The organism is Thermococcus sp. LS2 (assembly GCF_012027375.1).
Lineage (GTDB): Archaea > Methanobacteriota_B > Thermococci > Thermococcales > Thermococcaceae > Thermococcus_B.
This window is the reverse complement of record NZ_SNUI01000006.1, coordinates 37891-58330: the sequence shown is the minus strand read 5'-3', so window position 1 is coordinate 58330 and position 20440 is coordinate 37891. Positions and strand designations below refer to the sequence as shown.

Annotated in this window: 18 protein-coding genes; 11 read left to right on the top strand and 7 right to left on the bottom strand. The window is 40.5% G+C overall.

The window, feature by feature from the left end:
• The first annotated feature begins 86 nt into the window (after positions 1-86).
• Genes E3E24_RS08815 through E3E24_RS08805 form a run of 3 tightly spaced genes read left to right on the top strand, consistent with a single transcriptional unit; the run spans position 87 to position 4639 of the window.
• Positions 87-1310 (top strand): hydroxyacid-oxoacid transhydrogenase, encoded by a 1224-nt coding sequence (locus E3E24_RS08815; protein WP_167915894.1) that lies wholly within the window; start codon positions 87-89, stop codon positions 1308-1310.
• 52 nt (positions 1311-1362) lie between these two features.
• A complete protein-coding gene (locus E3E24_RS08810; RefSeq protein ID WP_167915893.1) occupies positions 1363-3210 on the top strand; it encodes an aldehyde ferredoxin oxidoreductase family protein in 1848 nt (615 codons plus the stop codon).
• A 40-nt stretch (positions 3211-3250) separates the two neighbouring features.
• The gene (locus tag E3E24_RS08805; protein WP_167915892.1) at positions 3251-4639 is read left to right on the top strand and encodes a UbiD family decarboxylase; all 1389 of its coding nucleotides are present in this window, start codon (positions 3251-3253) and stop codon (positions 4637-4639) included.
• 21 nt (positions 4640-4660) lie between these two features.
• On the opposite strand, the gene E3E24_RS08800 is transcribed toward E3E24_RS08805, so the two are convergent.
• From E3E24_RS08800 to E3E24_RS08770, 7 genes are all read right to left on the bottom strand, one after another.
• Positions 4661-4939 (bottom strand): MoaD/ThiS family protein, encoded by a 279-nt coding sequence (locus tag E3E24_RS08800; protein WP_167915891.1) that lies wholly within the window; start codon positions 4937-4939, stop codon positions 4661-4663.
• Between the two features lie 27 nt (positions 4940-4966).
• Positions 4967-5248, bottom strand: coding sequence for a MoaD/ThiS family protein (locus E3E24_RS08795; protein ID WP_167915890.1), 282 nt, complete (start codon positions 5246-5248; stop codon positions 4967-4969).
• A gap of 75 nt (positions 5249-5323) precedes the next feature.
• Complete coding sequence (locus E3E24_RS08790; RefSeq protein WP_167915889.1) at positions 5324-7258, bottom strand: aldehyde ferredoxin oxidoreductase family protein; 1935 nt, start codon at positions 7256-7258, stop codon at positions 5324-5326.
• A 5-nt stretch (positions 7259-7263) separates the two neighbouring features.
• Positions 7264-7752 (bottom strand): 4Fe-4S dicluster domain-containing protein, encoded by a 489-nt coding sequence (locus E3E24_RS08785; RefSeq protein WP_167915888.1) that lies wholly within the window; start codon positions 7750-7752, stop codon positions 7264-7266.
• 193 nt (positions 7753-7945) lie between these two features.
• On the bottom strand, positions 7946-8494 hold the full coding sequence (locus E3E24_RS08780; RefSeq protein ID WP_240912565.1) for an AmiS/UreI family transporter: 549 nt from the start codon (positions 8492-8494) through the stop codon (positions 7946-7948).
• Between the two features lie 314 nt (positions 8495-8808).
• On the bottom strand, positions 8809-9600 hold the full coding sequence (locus E3E24_RS08775) for an IclR family transcriptional regulator (protein WP_167915886.1): 792 nt from the start codon (positions 9598-9600) through the stop codon (positions 8809-8811).
• A gap of 480 nt (positions 9601-10080) precedes the next feature.
• On the bottom strand, positions 10081-12009 hold the full coding sequence (locus E3E24_RS08770; RefSeq protein WP_167915885.1) for an FAD-dependent oxidoreductase: 1929 nt from the start codon (positions 12007-12009) through the stop codon (positions 10081-10083).
• Positions 12010-12400: 391 nt separating this feature from the next.
• On the opposite strand from E3E24_RS08770, the gene E3E24_RS08765 reads away from it, so the two are divergent.
• From E3E24_RS08765 to E3E24_RS08730, 8 genes are read left to right on the top strand one after another with little or no spacing between them, the layout of a single operon-like run.
• Complete coding sequence (locus tag E3E24_RS08765) at positions 12401-13714, top strand: benzoate/H(+) symporter BenE family transporter (RefSeq protein WP_167915884.1); 1314 nt, start codon at positions 12401-12403, stop codon at positions 13712-13714.
• Positions 13715-13729: 15 nt separating this feature from the next.
• A complete protein-coding gene (locus tag E3E24_RS08760) occupies positions 13730-14518 on the top strand; it encodes an SDR family NAD(P)-dependent oxidoreductase (protein WP_167915883.1) in 789 nt (262 codons plus the stop codon).
• A gap of 13 nt (positions 14519-14531) precedes the next feature.
• Positions 14532-15746: a LeuA family protein gene (locus tag E3E24_RS08755; protein ID WP_167915882.1), complete on the top strand. Its 1215-nt coding sequence runs from the start codon at positions 14532-14534 to the stop codon at positions 15744-15746.
• 49 nt (positions 15747-15795) lie between these two features.
• Positions 15796-16416 (top strand): 4Fe-4S binding protein, encoded by a 621-nt coding sequence (locus tag E3E24_RS08750; protein WP_167915881.1) that lies wholly within the window; start codon positions 15796-15798, stop codon positions 16414-16416.
• A gap of 16 nt (positions 16417-16432) precedes the next feature.
• A complete protein-coding gene (locus E3E24_RS08745; RefSeq protein ID WP_167915880.1) occupies positions 16433-17875 on the top strand; it encodes a hypothetical protein in 1443 nt (480 codons plus the stop codon).
• A 57-nt stretch (positions 17876-17932) separates the two neighbouring features.
• Entirely contained in the window at positions 17933-18760 is an 828-nt protein-coding gene (locus E3E24_RS08740; protein WP_167915879.1) for a hypothetical protein, read from the top strand.
• Positions 18750-19646 (top strand): molybdopterin-binding protein, encoded by an 897-nt coding sequence (locus E3E24_RS13085; RefSeq protein ID WP_167915878.1) that lies wholly within the window; start codon positions 18750-18752, stop codon positions 19644-19646. Before E3E24_RS08740 ends, E3E24_RS13085 begins: the two co-directional genes overlap by 11 nt.
• Positions 19639-20427 (top strand): 2-keto-4-pentenoate hydratase, encoded by a 789-nt coding sequence (locus tag E3E24_RS08730; protein ID WP_167915877.1) that lies wholly within the window; start codon positions 19639-19641, stop codon positions 20425-20427. Before E3E24_RS13085 ends, E3E24_RS08730 begins: the two co-directional genes overlap by 8 nt.
• The last annotated feature ends 13 nt before the right edge of the window (positions 20428-20440 follow it).

Sequence of the window (20440 nt, the reverse complement as noted above, 5' to 3'; positions counted from 1 at the left end):
ATGGCTTATTGGCTCCAAAAGATCGCCCATCAGAGGAAGTTATAGGAGAATTTAAGGCAACTCTATGGTGAATAGGAGGGGTAGATTTGAAATTTGTATTTAATAATGTTTTTACCTTAAGAAATGCACCGCTAAAGTTTGGCGTAGGTGCAACAAACGAAGTAGGAACTGAAGCGAAAAGGCTTGGCATGACTAATATATTGGTAATTACAGATAAGGTAATACACGAAAAAACAGATATAATTACGAAAGTGCAGGAATCGCTAGAAAAAGAAGGCATTAGAGTAGATATCTGGGACAATGTAGAGCCAGAACCATCCAAAGATAATATCATGGAATGCGTAGATTATGCCAAAGATAAAAATTTTAATGGATTCATAGGCGTAGGAGGTGGAAGTAGTATAGATGTGGCAAAAGTGACAGATTTGCTCTGTACGTATCCAGCGGACTTTATGGATTACTTGCCTAAGCCTATAGGGCGAGGTAAACCTGTCCCAGGCCCATTAAAGCCCCTAATTGCAATTCCAACAACTGCAGGCACAGGAAGTGAAACCTCCCATGCTGCTGTTGTTGGCCTACCTGAGCTTAATACAAAAGCAGCCTTTTTGAGTACCTTCCTGATTCCATCTTTAGCGATAGTGGATCCATTGAATACCATCACAGCACCTCCTGGAGTTACAGCAAGCGCTGGAATTGATGCATTAATGCACGCAATTGAAGCATATACAGCAAGACCTTTTTATTCAATGCCAAAGAGAAGCCCTTATGCGGGTTCCAATATCCTTACAGATTTGCTAGCAGAAAAAGCTATTGAGTTGATAGCAAAAAATCTGAGAGTTGCAGTATGGAACGGAGATGATTTAGAAGCTAGGACCAATATGGCATTGGCGGCATTTCTTGCAGGAGTATCATTTGAAAATGCAGGACTGCATTTGCCTCATGCGATGGCATATCCAATTGCATTCAGAAAACATCTACCCCACGGAGTAACAGTAGGAGTGCTCGGTCCAGGATTCTTAAAGTTCATAGCCCCAATACTTCCAGATAAAGTTGCTAGAATTGCAGAATTATTTGGCAAAAACATTAAAGGCTTGTCCAAAAGAGAAGCTGCACTAATGGCTAGTGAAGCTCTTGCCGAATTGTTAAGAGATATAGGCTTTCCAAACGGTCTTGAGGCATTAGGAATCGGAAGAGATGAGATTCCACAAATGGCAAAGGAGAGTATGGTAAGACCATGGCCTGCTAGTCCAATAAAATACACTCCTAAAGAGATTGAAACCATATATGAGCTATCTCTACACTACTGGTGAGTTTTGTTTTACTATTTTTCCCTTCCTCTGTGAATTAAAGGGGGTAAAAAGGATGGTTGTTACATATAAAATTGCTGAGATAAACTTAACAAAAAATAAAGTCACTGAAAGAGAGCTAAGCAAGTCTGAAATAACAAAATTTATTGGTGGAGTCGGAATAGGAGCAAAAATACTATGGGAAGAAACAGATGAATACGTCCACCCATTTTCACCTGGAAATCCTCTCATATTCATGACAGGTCCTTTAACTGGCACTCCTATTCCTGCAAGTGGAAAGCATGCTGTAATTACAAAATCTCCTCTCACCGGGCTTATAGGAGAAAGTATAGCAGGAGGTTTCTGGGGAAGTGAATTGAGAAAAGCAGGATTTATGGGGGTTGTTATCACTGGAAAAGCTAGAAAACCAATATATCTATGGATTCACGATGGAAAAGTAGAATTCAGAGATGCCTCAGATTTTTGGGGATTAGACACTTATGAGGCAGATAGAGAGCTTCGTAAAGAGACAGACAAGAATGCAAAAGTAGCAACTATTGGACCGGCTGGGGAAAACATGGTACTAATATCGTCCATAATCCATGAACCGAACCCTGATGTTAGGGGTGGTGTCGCTGCTAGATGTGGAGTAGGAGCTGTAATGGGTTCAAAGAGGCTTAAAGCAGTAGTAGTTAGAGGAGATGATACCCCTTATGTAGTAGACGAAGACAAACTAAGAGAGTCTGTCCTCCCAGTTATCCCAGACATAAAAAATAAAACTAAGGCATTATCCAAATATGGAACCGCGGGATTGGTTCTATTGTGTAGCGAGTTAGGTGATCTCCCAACTAAGAATTGGACTCAAGGAAGCTGGGACAAAGCAGAAAAAATATCTGGGGAAGAGCTTATCAAGTTCACAACTAAGAAGTATGGATGCTATGGATGTCCAATAGCATGTGGACATAAAGTCTTTTTAAAGGACGATAAATATGGAAAAGTTGATGGAAAGTGTCCAGAATATGAAACCCTTGCAGCATTGGGTAGTTTGTGCTTAAATGATGATCTTAAGGCGATAATAAAGGCAAATGAGTTGTGTGATAGATATGGGTTGGATACCATTTCTGTAGGTGCAACAATTGCATTTGCTATGGAGGCTTCAGAAAAAGGAATATTAAAGGAAAAAATAGAGTGGGGCGACTCAGATGCCATAATTAACCTTATCGATGCAATCGCCTACAAGAAAGGTATTGGTAGACTGTTAAGCCAAGGGGTATATAGGGCCAGCAAAGAGCTTGGTCCGTTATCCGAAGAGTTTGCAGTTCATGTAAAGAAGCTTGAACCCACTATGCACGACCCTAGGGCATATGCTAGTGTAGCACTTGGTTATGCAACTGGTAACCGTGGTCCTTGTCATCTTCAAGCATTTTCACACCCGCTTGAAAGAAATGTTAGCATGCCAGAGTTGGGATATCCAAAACCGTTGGATAGATTTTCGCTAGATGGAAAAGCAGAGATGGTCATTAAAATGCAGAATTTGATGTCAGTATTTGATTCTCTCGTAATTTGTAAGTTCCTAATTTTTGGAGGAGTTGGTCCAAAGTTATTAGCAGAATGGCTAACTTATGTAACAGGATTTGACTTTGATACCAAAACAGTTATGATTGCAGGAGAAAGAATTTTCAATCTAAAGAGAATGATTAACGTACGTGAAGGCATTAGCAGAAAAGATGATATTCTTCATCCAAGGTTGCTGACATGCAAAACAGGCAGAGGAACCAGAGGTTTTCTGCCTCACTTAGGAAAACTTCTGAGCGAATATTATGAGCTCAGGGGATGGACAGAAACAGGAATACCAAAGCAAGAAAAACTCAAAGAGCTTGAGTTGGATACAATTGTCTATAAAAGCACGAGGTCAAACCTATGATTTTCTAATTTTTCCCAAACACTTTGTAGGGGGTTGATTGATGGATCTGCGTAGGTTTTTGGAAGAAATGGCAGATGAAGTCCTCGTGGTAGATGATGAGGTTGACTGGAACTTGGAAGCTACAAACCTTTTGTGGGAATTAGAAAATCAGAAAAAGTACCCCATCGTAATATTCAGAAAAGTTAGGAATCTAAAAGGAAGAATAAGCAAATACCCATTAGTGATAAATATCTTTGCATCTAGACAACGGTGTGCGAGGATTTTTAATACTACTATGGAGAATGTCTCAAAAAAATATGCAGAACTAGAAGATAACCAATTAGATCCAGTTTATGTTGAAGCCAAAGAGGCTCCAGTAAAAGAAGTTGTCATTAAGGGTAAGGATGTAGATTTGAGAGAATTTCCAATATTAAAGCATCATGAAAAAGATGCAGGTCCATATATAACTGCTGGAGTGCATATACTTAAACATCCTGAATATGGCTATAATGCTGCAATCCTCAGAAACCAATATAAAGAACCAAATAAGCTGGGAGTGTTCATAGTTCCAGGCAGACACACGGATATTTATGTAAGAGACTATGAGAAGAGGGGGGAAGATATACCTGTTGTCATTGTGATAGGACATCATCCTCGTTTCTATTTTGGTGCACAAACAATTAAGGGAATTGAAGAAGATGAGTATAGAATTATAGGAGGGGTTATGGAGACTCCTCTTAGAGTCACAAAATCAGAAACACTCGGGGACGACTTCTTAATACCTGCGGATGCTGAAATAGTCCTTGAAGGTAAAATTCTCGCAAACATTGAAGAAGAGGAGGGAGGATTTGGGGAGTATCCCAGGTACTATGGTCCTAAAACCAAAAGCCATGTGATAGAAATTACTGCAATAAATATGCGCAAAGACGCCTTCTACATGGGGGTATTTCCTGGACACAATGACCATTTTATATTGGGAGGAATCCCTATTGAAGCGTACGTGTATAAAACTGTCAAATCTTTAGTCCCAAATGTAAAGAATGTTCATCTTCCCGTTTCTGGGGGATGTAGATTCAATTGCTATGTGCAGATAAAAAAGGTGAATGAGTTTGATGCAAAAAATGTAATTTTAGCCACGTTAAGTGCATACCCCGTGATAAAACACGTAATAGTGGTAGATGAGGATATAGACATATTCGATGACAGCCATGTAATGTGGGCAATAGCGACAAGAGTTCAAATGTCAAAAGATGTTGTGATAATACCTAATTGTCCAAGAGCTGGTCTAGACCCAACGGCTGGAAATGGTGCATCCGATAGAGGAGGAATTGATGCTACACAACCCTTGGGGCTAAAACTTGAGACAATAAAAATGCCAAAATCAAAAAAGAAATTAAGTGACTATAGCCTCAGAAATTTTAGGAGACTAGAAGAATTATTTAGAAAGTAGGCCTAAAGTCTCCTATTTTCTTTAACCACATATTGCTTGGAGTATACTGACGAAATCTCCGTCATTTAATTTTTTATTAAAGTCTCGAACTATCGAACCATTAATAAGAACAACAATATCATATGGCATCGTCCCTTTTTTATGATCAAAAACTTCCTTCTCGAACCTCGGGCCATATTGCACTGCCAATTCTTCGAGAATATCATGAATAGTGCACTCATCATTAACTTCAATCTTTTCTCGTAGCTTACCTGTTATCTCTGAAACTTTTCCTGCATACATTAGATGCACTGTTTTCATCCCAACCACCAAGAATTAGGTATCCCATTACCCTCCACTTACTGCTTGGAGTATACTGACGAAATCTCCGTCATTTAATTTTTTATTAAAGTCTCGAACTATCGAACCATTAATAAGAATGATAACATCAGGCATTGTCTCTGCCTTTTCAGGATCAAATACCTCTTTTTTGAATCCCGGAGTATACCGCATTGTCAATTTCTTAAGAAGGTCGTATACAGTACATTCATCGTCGATTTTAATGTCCTCTTTTAGCTTACCTGTTATCTCTGAAACTTTTCCTGCATACATTAGATGCACTGTTTTCATCCCAACCACCCATAACTTAGTTAATCAGTCGTAATCTACGCACTAACACAAAGAGAGTTAAAAATAAAAGGAGAATCAAGGCAACTGTCCTAATTGTCTTTCAAGTTCGTCTGCCACATCCTTTAATCCTAATTCTTCAAGCTTCTCCCTCGTGGGTATACCTGTTTTCTTATCCCACCCAAATGCTTCATATGCTTCGTCTAGTAATCCCTCTAAGTTTTTAACGGCTTGTCCTTTAGTTGGGCCTGTTTGAACAGGCTCTAGAAGCCTCTTTGGAAGTTTGTCGTCTTTTCTTGTGAATCCTTCTCTCACATTGAAGCATCTCTTTAAGTTCCATACACGCTCTCCTGCTTTCATCAGCTCAACATCACTGATCTCAAAGCCCGTTAATGTTGAATAAAGTGTGGCTATTCTCTTGGGTGTCATACACGCTAGGCCATAGTCCTCTCCGCCCCAGAGGTAGAATCTGCATAGGCCTACCATTTCAGCTAGTTCTCCATGAATGGCAAGTAGCCTATATGCTACTCCTCTGTTTACACCGGTCTCAGCAAACTTATCTGGAGGAGGCCACGGTAGTCCATAGGGCTTTAGACCATTGTCTAGAGGAATGAAATCATACGCTCCTGCCCAGTTTGGATGCATATGACATGCTCCTCTTGGCGTCACAGCATATTGGATGGCAAATGACCTACTTTCTCCTCTTGGATCATGGGCTGGTACTTCTAATCCTTTCACATGTACTGCGAACTCTTCTGCACCTTTTCCAATTTTTTCAGCGGCTCTCTTAGTACCCTCTGCCAGTAGATCTCCAAACCCTTCTCTCTTTGCTATTTGATTGATTAAGGTTATTAACACTTCTGGATTACCCCATTCAAGCTTAAGTCCACCAGTGTCTTTTTCTGTAATTATCCCTCTTTCAAAGAGCTCCATTGCAAAGGCTATAGTGTTTCCTGTGCTAATTGTGTCAAGCCCATAGTTATTACAAAGATAATTTGCTCTAATTATCGCTTCTAAGTTGTCAGTCAGGGTCATAGCTCCCATCATATCTGCTGTTTCATATTCTGGCCCTTCATGAGGTGGAGCAAAGAATTGTCCAAATGGTACCCACGAATATCTTCCACAGTTTATGGTACATGCATAGCATCCTCTTCTCTTTATTAGATATTTCTCAGCTAAAGTTTCTCCGGATATGTTATCTGCTTCGGGGAAGTGCAATGTTGCAAAGTTCTTTGTTGGCAAAGCACCTGCAGCATTTAGACCATTCACTAATCCTATGGTACCTAACCTGCCTATTGAATCTTGGAAGAAATAATTTCTCATGGCATCAGAAGCTTCCATAACAGCTTCATAGAACTTATCAGGGTCAGCAACATGCACTTCTTCCTCTCCTGATACTACAATTGCTTTCAGGTTCTTTGACCCCATCACTGCTCCACCACCACACCTACCTGCAGCTCTGTCATAATCATTCATTATTGCAGCATATTTGACGAGCTTTTCACCTGCTGGACCGATACAAGCAACAGATGCCTCTGGTTCTCCTACCTCTTCTAACAGAATGTCTGTTGTTTCATGTACTGTTTTCCCCCAGATGTGTTCAGCATTTTTAATTTCAGCAGTGCCATCATGTACCCATAGATACACGGGTTTGTCAGCTTTGCCTTTGATTATTATAAAGTCAAATCCTGCAAACTTTAGTTTTGGACCAAACGATCCCCCCGAACGAGTTTCTGCCCATGCACCAGTTTGGGGGGACTTAAAGGTATAGAATATGTTACCGGAACCAGGAATAGGAGTACCAGCAAATGGGCCTGTTGCAACTACTAGTATATTCTTTGGGCTTAGTGGGTCTGTTTTTGGAGCTAATTCTTCCCAAAGTATTCTCGCACCAATACCAGCTCCTCCGATATATAACCTGGCCCAATCTTTTCTTAATTCTTCCACCTTAACCTCTTTTTTGGTTAAGTCTACACGCAATACTCTCCCAGTATATCCATACCACTCTGGCATCTCACTCACCCCCTCCTTGGATATGGAACTAGTGGTGTAATCTCCTTTCTCCAAAGGTTCGCAAATGCAACTCTCTTGAAATGGCTGGCCTTGTTTACATCCACGTACTGTATCGCATTTTCAGGACAAATCTTTACACATTGAGGATCTCCACCACAGAGGTCGCACTTAACAGCTTTTCTTGTTTCAGGGTCTAACGTAACTGCTCCATATGGACACACATACACACATCTTCCACATCCTATGCACTTTTCCTTGTCTACAACTACTGCCTGAGTCTTTGGATCTCTTGAGAGGGCATTTACAGGACACACACCTATGCACAAGCCACACTGGATACAGAATATTGGCACATCTACTGGAGCATGGTCTTTACGTACCACACGTATTGCAGACTTTGCTGGGCTTATTGTTTTGAAATGGACAAAAGAACAAATTAACTCACAGCGGTAGCACCCTGTACACCTATCTGGAACAACTACTAGAGACTTCATTCCTTCACCCCCGCGTATAAAATATCATTAATAAATGACGTCATTTGTCATATTTAACTTTTTCGTTTATTAAAATATTGTTTCATATAATGAAACAATCAATGGTTTTGGCATTTGTATAATAATATAATTTTGAATAATAAAATATAGACACTAAACCTAATATTCATAAAATAAACAATAAAAAGATAGACTAATGCATCAAGAGAGAATGTCCACTAAGTATTATCAATCCCGGAGCAAGTAATCCAACATATGTTTCTATCCAATTATAATAAACCAAGAATTTAAATACAGCAGGTTTTTGTGAGAGTTCTGGACTTACAAGAGGAATAAAGGATACATAGATTAACAACCATGAAATATCAAGTCCAAAATATATCCACTCTCCTGTTGATGCGAATATCCATGCTACGACTACGCAGGTTATGGCATATATTATAGAAAGCCATCCTAATCCGGTAGCTTCAACTTCTTTGTAGTTATGCCAACCGGCTGAAATCTGTGTTGTACCAAAAATTATTGGAAGTATTACTGGCGGACCATACATCTTTTGTATAAAAAAGTTATAAAGACCTGCTAATAGGGTAATTGTCCCACAAACTAATTGAATTATACCTGCATCTTTAGGTTTCATCTTTCCAAGTAAAGTTGGTGGAATCACCGAAAATACTCCACCAGTTACTAAAAGTGCTACCCCTGCTGCAATCTCCCATTCAGGAGGTTGACCAAATAATGTCATTTTTCCCACACTCCTTTTTAAATGTAAAAGGAATAATGGGGGTTTGACATTATTTACTTGCTATGTTCACATATTTAATTTTTTCGCTTATTAAAATTAAGTTTTATAGAATGAAACATAATTTAATATACCTCTCATCCAAAGATTTTTTCTTCCCTAATAACATCAAATTAATTTAAACTTTAATAGACCAAAAACCTCCTAACTAAGCATTTATAATCTAAAATCAATTCAAAATAGGAGAGATTTGGAGATACAAAATAAAATATTTAAAGCTAAAAACTATTACAAAACTATATTCTTGATTCATGTGGTTATGACTTAAATCCTAACTCATAAGAAATTTTTAAAGCTGTTTCTTTAACTAACTCTGCAAGTTGGGGAATTGTCTTTTCATTTATTCTGGCAGATGGTCCAGAAATGCTTATTGAAGCTATTACCTTACCTGTACTATCTCTTATCGGTGCAGCCACGCATCTAAGTCCTAATTCAACTTCTTCATTATCAACTGAATACCCTTGTTCCTTTACTTTTTGCAAATGTTTTTTAAGTTCCTCTGGATCTGTAATAGTATTCTTAGTAAATTTCGGCAAACCGTATTTTCTTATAATTTCATCTACTTTCTCTCTTGGTAAGTAAGCCATCAAAGCTTTCCCAACTCCTCCAACATGAAGGGGAATCGTTTTTCCCAATTGAGAATAACGTACTCTAGCTGAGGGATTTTCTATTTTATCGACATATACTCCCACTCCTCTTTCTTCATCTAATATGCATAGGTGCACAGTTTCTCCAGTTTCCTCAGCCAACTTCTTTAAGTATGGGTGAGCGATCTTCCTTAAATCCAATGTATTCTGGACTATTGAACCCAGCTCAAAGATCTTTATCCCAAGCCTATATTTTCCAGTTTCAGGGTCTTGGCTTATGAATCCTCCTTCTTTTAAAGTTTCAAGATACCTATAAAGTGTACTCTTGGGCAACTTTACCTTCTTGCTTAGTTCTGTGAGCCCTAATTCAGGCTGATTGAAATCAAAAGCCGTTAATATCTCCATAACACGCCTAACAGCTCTCACATTGATATTTGATTTTCTATTTTTTTCATTTTCCATTTGGAACACCATTATAGTCCTTTTTTGTTAGGTTAAGCTTCGTGACCTTGTTAATAATTATAGCTAGTGTTCCTTTAAAAATATTAACGTCTTAGTTGGGAACATTGAGTTTCTATAGCTAGTTTCCATCACCTATAAAGTCAAACCATAGCAAGTTTTTCAGAGATCATACTTCTGGCATTTTTAGAGCATACTTCCGCTTGTGCTGGGAATAACAGTGTCCTGATAAAGGACGGGGTTCTTGGGAGGGGGACTTTATCATGACGTGTTGTTAGGTCGTATAACTTCCTTGCAAGTGTGCCTTAAGGCAGTTTTTGGATTTCACTAGCAGACATGATAACTCGCCTTAACCCTTTCAGAGAGACTGTCAAGACATTCAAAAGAAGGTGCAAAGACACCAATATAACTCAATATAGAGCTAAAGAACCCACAATCTAGGCAAGCAAAAGATTGCCTAAAGATGAAAATAGTTAGAAAAAGTTAAATATTAATTGCTGTCCAGAATCCTTCTCTTACTGCATCTATTATTTTGCGTGGTTCTTTAGCATCAGCAATTATAAAGACGTCTTTGGCAACTTCTTTAGCTGCTTCCAGAAGCTTCTCATCCACACGAGCTTTCCTTCCAACTGCAAGAATTACTGTATCCGCTTCGAGAACTGTTCTCCTGCCAAGTCTATCAACCATCTCAACCTCTCCCTTGCGAATTTCAATTACTGGACTTCCAGTCCTAATTCCAACATTGTACTTTGCAAGAAGTTTGTTAATGGCCATCTGATTGATTGCCGGCTCATTCGGAACTATTGTATCAAGAGCCTCGACAATTGTGACATTCTTTCCTTTCTTGGCAAGCTCTATTCCCAATTCACAACCAACCATTCCACCACCGATAATGACAATCTTCTCTCCTACTTCTGCCTTTCCACTAAGCACATCATCAGCAAGCACCGCATACTCAACCCCTGGAATTTGCGGAACTATAGGTTCTGAACCCGTAGCTAAGACAACGACCTCTGGTTTGAGCTCCTTAATGAGCTCCGGTGTCGCTTCAGTCTTCAGCTTAACCTCAATTCCTAACTTCTTCATCTGCCTCTCATACCACTTGATGAGGCGCTGCATCCTTTCCCTCTTGAACTCTGGTGCCCCTGCTAGCCACAGTAGTCCTCCAAGCTTATCAGACTTCTCAACTACTATAACGTTGTGTCCCCTAAGCTTTGCAGCCCTAGCGAACTCTAATCCGCCAACTCCTCCACCAACGACAAGAATCTTCTTCGCTTCACTAGTTCTGGGAATCTCATTTTCTGAGAGGTATCTATACTCAAATCCTTTTAGTGGATTAACTGCACAGACAACTGGCCTGTCGTTGAATATCCTATGAATGCATCCTTCGTTACATGCGATACATGGCCTTATGTCCTCAAGCTCACTATGTTTCACCTTGTTCGGCCATTCTGGGTCAGCCAAGAGCTGTCTGCCAACAAAGGCCATGTCGACCTTTCCTTCTTTAATGGCCTTTTCAGCAACCTCCGGATCTGTTATGAATCCACCACTTATAACAGGGACACTAACAACTTTCTTAATTTCTGCAGCAAGCTCGAAGAAGTATCCTTGTTTATCATAGTAGACTGGTGGAATAATATGGTCACAAGTGTCGTAATTTCCTCCGGTTATATCGAAGGCATCCACTCCAGCTTCCTCAAGTCTCTTCGCGATTTCCTTAGCGTATTCAATAGTTATACCGCCCTCAAGGAATTCATCAGCACAGAGTCTGAATATTACTGGAAAGTCCTTGCCACATTTCTCCTTAATGCGCCTAACGATTTCTTCAGCAAAGAGGACTTTATCCTCTCCATATTTGTCAGTTCTTTTGTTTGTGAGCGGTGAGAGGAACTCACATATTAAGTAGCCGTGAGTTCCGTGGACTTCCACCATGTCAAAACCGGCTTTCTTTGCTCTAACAGCGGCTTTGACAAATGCTTCAATCATTTGTTCAACTTCTTCTGTAGTGAGTTCTCTTGGTGTTCTAACGGGGGGGACAATTTTCCTACCTATTGCACTTGGGCCAACTGGTTGCTCTACGTGGGCTTGGATTCCAGCATGGAATATTTGAAGAGCTATGGTGGTACCGTGTTTTTTCACGGCATCTGTAAGTCTCGCAAATCCGGGGATATGAGAGTCTGTGTGAATGCTTAAGCCGCCTTCAAAGCCTTTTCCTGATGGGTGAACGCAGGTTGCTTCGACTATGATAAGTCCAACTCCTCCTCTTGCTCTTGCTTCATAGTGGGCAATTGTCTGCTCGGTGACTTCTCCATTTGGCCCTCCATAGCACATTACCATTGGCGGCATAACTATTCTGTTTCTAACAGTCACCTTCCCAATCTTAATTGGTTCAAATAATCTCCCGAAACTCATAGAAAACACCCCCACCTCGTTAGATTGCTATGTTATTTTACCTTTTAAATTTTTCGTATAATGGAACATTGTTTCATACTTTGGAACAAAAAAACATAATATATACATACTCCAAGCACTTACCTAAAATTTCTAAATAATAATGTTCAATGAATATAAAAAGTAAAGACTTGAGAAAACTAATGTTACTCCTGTTGTTACCTAGCATTAGAGATTGCGTAACAGCACTAGGTGTGCGAGATATCTGTTTAACAAGTGTATGGGGGGTGTAAACGGACTTATTTTTGTTCCAAAGTATGAAACAATATTTCATTAAACAAAAAAACTTAAAAAGAATAATGATAATATCCATCAATGTAAAATTAAAGACATTGAGGATAGGGTGAGACCGATGGTGTCCATTAAGCAATGGTTGAACACTGTTTGGGAACCTGGAGTTGGTTTTAAGGAAAGTTTAAAAGACTTGCCAAAAAGTACTACTGTATCTACAGTAGGAATTGGACTTTCAGCAGCTCTCTTTGGATGTTCTGGACCAGCCCTCATAATTTATGAATCAGGCAAGCAGGCAGGATGGAGCGATGCTCAAATAGCATCATGGATTTTTGCTGTGTATTTCTTCGGAGCTTTGCTTGGTATAGTTCTCTCGCTTAGATGGAAAAAGCCCATGTCAGGTGCATGGACAATCCCCGGTGCAGCAATGCTTGGGGCAACTCTCGGGTATTTCTCTCCAGAAGAAGCTGCTGGAGCGTATTTCATTGCAGGTTTAATAGTATTGCTTATTGGTTTAAGTGGGCAATTAAGTAAATTAATTAGGTCTATCCCAATGCCAATAATGATGGGCATGATTACTGGAGTACTGTTAAGATTCGGTATTGGAATGATTAAGTACCTGACAAGTTCTCCTACTGTGATACTACCTGCACTGATTGCTGTCCTGATAGTAGAAGGGTTCAGACACAGAGGAAAACTGAAGTGGCTTCCTGGACCTATCGTTGGAATAATTATAGGTTTTATCATAGCATACTTCACAGGTGATCTTAATCTCTCTGGACTCCATTTTGAACTAGCTCACCCAATAGTATATATGCCAAAATTCTCGTGGTCTGCAATGTTATCCATTTCAATACCTCTAGCACTTATGGTGTTATTTGCCGAAAACGTACAGGCAATAGGAATCCTCATAGCACAAGGTTACGACAAGATACCTAAAAACACTCCAGTCCCAATAAATGGAATAGCTATTTTGAGTGGAATTGGGGGAATGGTCACTTCTTTCTTTGGTGGACATAATGCTAACATAGCAGGTCCTATGACAGCTATGTGTTCTTCTGAGGAGGCTCACGAAGATCCAGAAAAGAGGTATGCTGCTTCTTTCTGGAACGGAGTATTCTTTGGTTCCTTTGGATTAATAGCACCCGCAGCCGTGGCATTTATAAATGCAATGCCGAGGGCCTTGATCAGCTTTATCGCTGGTATTACAATGGTAGGGGTCCTTCTTCGTGGATTCCATGGAGCTTTCGGAGTAGAAGCTAAGGGTAAGTTTCAATGGGGTGCATTCTTTGCATTTGTCACAGGTGCCTCAGGAATCACAATATTCAAGATAGGGGCTCCATTTTGGGCTTTAGTTATTGGTAGTTTGGTCTCTTTGATAGTCGAATATGACGATTGGAAAACCCTTAGACAAAAGGCTATTCAAGACCAATGAACGGGGGGTGGCTTAATGAGTGCTGAGAAGATTAAATCTGGATGTTGGGATTTGTCTGGTAAAGTAGCTCTTGTAACTGGATCTGTTAGAGGGATAGGATTTGCCATAGCAAAACGCTTAGCTGAGTTGGGTGCAAATATCGCTATAAACGACATAGTTCCTGAAGATTCTGAGATTGTGCAACAATGTTTGGAAACAATAGGAAAGGAGGGTGTGCGAGTAAAATATTATCGGGCCGATGTAAGCAACTCTGAAGAAGTAAACGAGATGATCAGCAGTATAATAGAGGATTTCGGCAAAATAGACATTTTAGTCAACAATGCAGGGATAACAGGAGCAGCAAAGCCAGTTGTAGAACTACCTGAAGAAGAGTGGGACAAAGTCATCGCTGTCGACTTAAAAGGAACATTCTTAGTTACCAAAGCAGTTTTGCCATATATGATTAAGCAGAATTTTGGAAGAATAGTAAATATATCCTCTGTAGCAGGGAAGGAAGGAAATCCCAATATGGCACATTATTGTGCAGCAAAGCACGGAGTCATTGGATTTACAAAGGCAGTAGCAAGAGAGGTACTACAATATAATATTAGAATTAATGCCGTTTGTCCAGCTCTTATTAAGACCCCACTATTAGAGGGTTTGCCTGAGGAGCAGATAGAACTTCTGAAGAGTAAGATTCCCCTTGGAAGGTTAGGAAAGCCAGAAGAGGTAGCTGATTTAGTTGCGTTTTTAGTAGCATCAGAGGCGGTGAATTTCATTACTGGCCAAGCTTTTAACATTACTGGAGGAAGAGCAGACTATTAGGAGGGGTAATGACATGGAGGAACGACCTTGGAAAAATGAGAACTGGTTTGTAAGCCTATACAACTATGCTGAAGAAATCTTGAAGAACTCTAAAGCCCCAAAAAAAGTTTTGATACATGACACTACACTTAGAGATGGAGAGCAACAACCGGAGATAACATTTGGAAAAGAAGACAAAATTAAACTAGCTATACTTCTTGACGAAGCAGGCGTTGATAGAATTGAAGCTGGAATGCCTGTTGTGTCAAAAGAGGATAAAGAAGCCTTAAAAGAACTCACTAAATTAGGTCTTAATGCAGACATTTTTGCCTTTGCAAGATGTCTAAAAAGAGATGTAGACTTAGCATTGGAGTGCGATGTTCCAGGAATTGTAATGGAACTTCCTTCAAGTGCGCATATAATAAAAACAGCATACAAGTGGGATTTAGACAAGGCAATAGAGAGAGCTGCAGAGGCTGTTAGATATGCAAAAGAGCATGGATTGTATGTGACATTTTTCACAATCGATGCGACTAGAGCAGAATGGGAATTCTTTGAAAAAGTATTAAAAACTGTCGAAAATGACATGGACTCTTTGACTTTAGCTGATACGTTTGGCGCTTGTAGTCCATTTGCAATAATGGAACTAGTAAGAAAAGTAAAAGAGACAATAGATGTGCCAATAGAAATCCATGCTCACAATGACTTAGGCATGGCTACAGCTAACAGTTTAGCTGCAGTTTATGCGGGAGCGGAAGTAGTTCACGTGACTGTTAATGGCATTGGAGAGAGATGTGGCAATACGCCCTTGGAGGAAATAGTGCTAGCTCTGAAACTTTTCTTAAACGTAGACACCAATGTAAAACTAGACAAACTCTTTGATCTCTCTAGAGCAGTGGAGAGTCGTTCTGGAGTTCCAGTACCTCCACAAAAAGCAGTTGTAGGGAAAAATGCATTTAGAGTAGAATCTGGAATCATAGCTGAGTGGTGGTACAATGTCAAGGACAATTATCCACTAGAAATGTTCCCATACAGATGGGACTTAGTAGGTAGAAGTGAACCAGAAATAGTACTAGGTAAAAAGTCAGGAAAGGCAACTATAGAACACATGTTAGAAGATATTGGAATAAAAGAATACAATGATGAAGTGGTTCTAAAAATCCTAGACGACGTAAAAGAAAGAAGCCTACTAAAGAAAGGCCCACTAAGCAAAAAAGAATTTATTGAAATTGTTGATAAATATTTGTGAACTTTTGTTTTTAACCATTTATATGCCCCACGAAGGGGGTGGGTGGGAAATGACAAGATATGTGGTTGCACAAGCAAAAGTAGACGAGGAGAAATGTACGGGATGTACGATATGTGAAAGAGTGTGTCCAACTTTGTCTATTAAGGTCGGAGAAGACAGAAAAGCCCACGTTGATATAGAAACTTGTGTTGGCTGCGGAGCATGCTTTGACCGCTGTCCCTTTGACGCAATTACACTAGTCATGCTTGAGCAGCCAAAGGTAATAGGTGTGAAGGTGGAAGGACTAAGTGAAGAGGAGTACCAAAAAGTTAAAGAGTTGTGCAAAAAAGCTAGGATCCATCCAGAACAGGTTGTCTGCTTCTGTACTGGAACAAGAGCTGAGGAGATTGCTGCTGCAATTCTCTTCCATGGTGCTAAGACTCCTGAATATGTCTCTAGACTGACCGGTGCTAGAACCGGTTGTAAGACTGAGTGCATCCAGCCAATTCTGAGGCTCTTAGAAGCTGCAGGATACAAGCCAGAGCCTCCAAAGGGTGGATGGCAGTGGTATGGAAGAACTGCAACTGTATGGGAGATTCCCCAAGATCTCTTTGAGAACCCAGAGTATGCGAAGTATAGATTTAAGGAAGATAAAGCCCTATTGGAGAAATTGTTGGCGGATGATCCCTGATGGGAGGTGAAAAGATATGTGTGGGGAGTTTCACCCACCTATAAAGCCTCTGCCTCCAATACCCTCGGTATATGGGCCTGCCCCTGAAACCATCAAAAAGAGAGCGAGTGAACTGCCAGATATAGTTTCAGTACATATGAAGGATCTCTTTCCAGATTTCCCAGAGTCAATTTATGATCCTAACAAACCAGAAACCCTTGAAGCCGTGAGAGAAGCCACATGGAATGCTCTTGAAAAGGTTGACATAAGCATGATAAAGCCCGGTGAGAGTGTAAACATTCTTGGTTCTCACCATGGATTCACGATACTTGGAGGGGCCCCATATGCAGAAATGATTAGAACAATCAAGGACTTTTTAGAGGAGAAGATAAAAGATGTTGATGTGAGGCTCAGAGTAGGAGTTGGACTTAGATTCAGGGAGGCTGATGAGCATATTAAGAGACATGGTCTAGATAAGTACTTCAATGGAAAAGCTAAAGGCATTGCTCCAATAGACGCGGGAGTTCCAATTGAAACTAAAATAGGAACTCTATATGGAATTAGAGCAGCATACGATGCTGACCATATAGTGCATGCACACAATAGCGATGTTAGAGAAATTCACTTCCACAGACACGTCGATAGAGCTGTAAAACCCTTCGGTATGTCTTATGCGAGAATAGAGACAAGATCAACATACCACCAAAACTTAGGTCCAAGGGGCGCAAACTTTGTAGCTAGAGCGATCTTTGAGTCACCGTTTGTCCAGAAGAAGTGGACTTTTGCATCATTCCTCGTTCCATTCCCAGGCGGAATAGCAGGTGTTGATGCCGACAACGACCTCTATGAACTCAATAAGAGGCTTACACTCTTCAACTTTAAGTACTACGGAAAGATCATAACACTGCTCAGCCAGATAGACGAGACGATTGTTATACTAGACTTCCAGGCTCCAATTCCGTATGTGTTCGCTGGAGGGGTAATTTTCGCCAACTTCTCGGCGGCAGGAAAGAACATTGATATCTTTGATCTTGATCGGCCTCTTCCGGGTTACACATGGTACACAGAAGCATTCTACGGTAAGAATGACAAGCCACTGTTGCCGGAGATTCCCCCAGTAAACCCGGCAATAAAGGCATTAATAATTAACTATGCATGGGGAGGATATCCAAGCGTCTTCTGGGCAAAGCACCTGCCAACAATCGTAGTTGGAGAGCACCAAGCTGAAGTGTTTAGGAGAGATCCACAGAATGTTGAATTCATGAAGCACGCTGTGATAGCAGAGGATCTCGACTCTGCATTGGAGTTTGCACAGAAGTTTGCAGATACTGACAAGATATTGATCTTTGATGGTGTCGGAGGAGGTATCAACCTCAGCAAGTCACTTGCAGAGGAGCTTCTTGAAAAGGCACCTGAAGTTTCAGAGAAGGTTGAAAAAGAGCTAATGCCAAAGTGGATGAAGCAGAGAAATCTAGACTGACTGCCTTTGTATTTTCCCAAACTTTTTTAATTTGGGATTATCTTGGGGGATTAAATAATGGGTCAGGACATTAGGAACGAAATTTTCAGGAATGAGGAGAATACTCGGGTTGTTGCAGTTATTACTGCAACTGTGCCGGGAGTGATAGTGGGAATAGAAGAGCTAAAAGAAAAAGCAAAGGAGATCGGCGTGAACGTTCTCTATGCGGTCGAGGAGGGGAGTGAGGTTAAACCTGGCGATATTATTGTGAAAATAGAAGGAAAACCCAAACAAATTGCAATTGCAGAAGATACACTCCTCGGAATAATCTCAAAGCCCTCGGGAGTTGCTACTGTAGCTAGAAATGCCGTTAAGTTGGCCGATAAAAAGATTACAATAGTCTCAGGAGGGTGGAAAAAAGTTCTTCCTGAAGTAAAACGCAAGCTGAGAATAGCAGCTTCTATCGGCGGTGTGAAAACCAGAATTGCGGAGCACCCTTTTATATACCTTGATAAAAATTATGTAAGAATATTTGGGGGAATAAGGCAAGCCTTAGAAGCTGTGAAAAGCTTACCGGGAACAAAGGTTGTTCAACTCAAGGGAGAAACAAAGAGCATAGAGGAGGAGGCCATAGAGGCTGTACTAGCTGGAGCCGATATTATAATGGTTGATACGGGTAATGTAGAAGATTTAAGAAAAGTTACGCAAACCTTGCGGCAGAATGGGGTTAGAGAAAGAGTAAAAGTGGCATTTGCAGGGGGTGTTACGCTCTCTCAAATTCCTCTCCTAACAAGGGAAGATGTAGATATACTCGATATCGGAAGGGCTGTGATAGATGCTCCTCTTCTTGATGTTCGTTTAGACGTGGTGGAAGTTCACAGGGAGGGTGAATCAAGTGGAAGTTAATCTAATTAGAAAAACTGAGCTTTGGATAACCAACATAAAGCTTCAGGGTGCAAACTTAGGGGAAATTTCAAAGGTAGTTGCTAGGTGTCTAGAGCTGGATGAAAATGAAGTCTTTGTTGTCGATGCAGGGCCAGATCACATAACTCTTGACATCCTCCGAGAAACTTTGAACATGGAGCAGTTTGCTGGAAAAGAGAAGCTCCTTCTAGAAGAACTTTCTAAGGTAGAGGGAGTAGTAGTGACTGAAAAAACATCGATCCATTCAGAAGGAATTTTGGGAATGATAAGCCTAGAAGAGGAAGACGTACAACAAGTTATTAAGCGAAGTCAGGAGATTGTCGATGAGATCAAAAAGAAACTCATGAAGAGAGTTAAAGTAATTCCCACCGGAAATGAAGTTGTAGCGGGAATTATTCAGGATACCAACAGTCCGCTAATCAAGGAGAAATTCGAGGAGCTTGGCTATGAGGTGGACGTCTCACCACCGGTTGAGGACGATGAAAGGGCAATAGCAAATGCAATTGAGAGTGCTATATATGAAGGGTACGGCATCATTATAACCACTGGGGGAGTTGGGGCTGAGGAGAAAGATAAAACCGTGGAAGCTACGAAAAGGATAGATCCAAGCGCAGCTACCCCTTATATCGTGCACTATCAAAAAGGTACTGGAAGACATGCCAAGGCGGGGGTAAAAATAGGAGTAGGGAAAGTAGGAGAGTTTCTTATTATAAATCTCCCGGGCCCAAATGAGGAAGTTAGAGAATGTTTAGATGTCCTTATCCCGGAACTAGAAAAGGGGAACTATGATAAGGAATACCTTGCAAATTTGCTCGCATCAAAGTTAAGGGAAAGGCTGTTGAAAAGAGGGGGTGGTATGCATGCTTGATGAGAAGGATATTTTAAAAATTGCCCAAGAGCTCATAAAAGCTGAGGACAAGCGCAGTCCAATAGAGCCCATAAGTGAGAGGTATGACTTAACAATAGAAGATGCATACAAGATACAGCTGAAAGTTATAGAGATGAAGAAACAGAGAGGGGAGAGAATAATTGGCAAAAAGATTGGGCTAACAAGCAAAAGAATGCAAGAAGCGCTTGGAGTATATCAACCAGATTATGGTCACATTACAGACAGAATGATTATTGAGGAAGGCTTCCCGATTAGGCTTTCTGAATTAATACAGCCAAAAATAGAAGTTGAAATAGCTTTCATACTGAAAAAAGATCTAGAAGGTCCTGGGATAACCGTAGCTGATGTTCTAAGTGCCACTAAGGGAGTAATCCCGGCGTTTGAAATTATAGACAGTAGGATTAAGAACTGGAAGATAAAAATACAGGATACAATTGCGGACAATGCATCAATAGGTCGTGTAATCCTTGGAAGTCCAATGAAAGATGTCTTTGGCTTGGATCTTAGAACTGTTGGGGTTGTAGTCAGGAAGAATGGAGAAATCGTCCAGACAGCTGCTGGAGCAGCAGTCTTGGGCAACCCAGCAAATGCTGTAGCATGGTTAGCCAACAAGCTCTCGGAGTATGGAATCGCTCTTAAGAAAGGAGAGCTCATCTTATCCGGTTCACTAGTGGCTGCTATAAACATTAAGGAAGGAGACGTCATTCAGGCAGAATTTGGAGATGGGCTTGGAAGTGTAACCGCGTATGTTGATGAGTAGGTGATATCGTGAT

What these genes read in the sequence shown, in the direction of transcription:
- E3E24_RS08810 (WP_167915893.1), top strand. Translation starts at nt 1,363, where the DNA reads ATGGTTGTTACATATAAAATTGCTGAGATAAACTTAACAAAAAATAAA.
- E3E24_RS08805 (WP_167915892.1), top strand. Translation starts at nt 3,251, where the DNA reads ATGGATCTGCGTAGGTTTTTGGAAGAAATGGCAGATGAAGTCCTCGTG.
- E3E24_RS08800 (WP_167915891.1), bottom strand. Translation starts at nt 4,939, where the DNA reads ATGAAAACAGTGCATCTAATGTATGCAGGAAAAGTTTCAGAGATAACA.
- E3E24_RS08795 (WP_167915890.1), bottom strand. Translation starts at nt 5,248, where the DNA reads ATGAAAACAGTGCATCTAATGTATGCAGGAAAAGTTTCAGAGATAACA.
- E3E24_RS08790 (WP_167915889.1), bottom strand. Translation starts at nt 7,258, where the DNA reads ATGCCAGAGTGGTATGGATATACTGGGAGAGTATTGCGTGTAGACTTA.
- E3E24_RS08785 (WP_167915888.1), bottom strand. Translation starts at nt 7,752, where the DNA reads ATGAAGTCTCTAGTAGTTGTTCCAGATAGGTGTACAGGGTGCTACCGC.
- E3E24_RS08780 (WP_240912565.1), bottom strand. Translation starts at nt 8,494, where the DNA reads ATGACATTATTTGGTCAACCTCCTGAATGGGAGATTGCAGCAGGGGTA.
- E3E24_RS08775 (WP_167915886.1), bottom strand. Translation starts at nt 9,600, where the DNA reads ATGGAAAATGAAAAAAATAGAAAATCAAATATCAATGTGAGAGCTGTT.
- E3E24_RS08770 (WP_167915885.1), bottom strand. Translation starts at nt 12,009, where the DNA reads ATGAGTTTCGGGAGATTATTTGAACCAATTAAGATTGGGAAGGTGACT.
- E3E24_RS08765 (WP_167915884.1), top strand. Translation starts at nt 12,401, where the DNA reads ATGGTGTCCATTAAGCAATGGTTGAACACTGTTTGGGAACCTGGAGTT.
- E3E24_RS08760 (WP_167915883.1), top strand. Translation starts at nt 13,730, where the DNA reads ATGAGTGCTGAGAAGATTAAATCTGGATGTTGGGATTTGTCTGGTAAA.
- E3E24_RS08755 (WP_167915882.1), top strand. Translation starts at nt 14,532, where the DNA reads ATGGAGGAACGACCTTGGAAAAATGAGAACTGGTTTGTAAGCCTATAC.
- E3E24_RS08750 (WP_167915881.1), top strand. Translation starts at nt 15,796, where the DNA reads ATGACAAGATATGTGGTTGCACAAGCAAAAGTAGACGAGGAGAAATGT.
- E3E24_RS08745 (WP_167915880.1), top strand. Translation starts at nt 16,433, where the DNA reads ATGTGTGGGGAGTTTCACCCACCTATAAAGCCTCTGCCTCCAATACCC.
- E3E24_RS08740 (WP_167915879.1), top strand. Translation starts at nt 17,933, where the DNA reads ATGGGTCAGGACATTAGGAACGAAATTTTCAGGAATGAGGAGAATACT.
- E3E24_RS08730 (WP_167915877.1), top strand. Translation starts at nt 19,639, where the DNA reads ATGCTTGATGAGAAGGATATTTTAAAAATTGCCCAAGAGCTCATAAAA.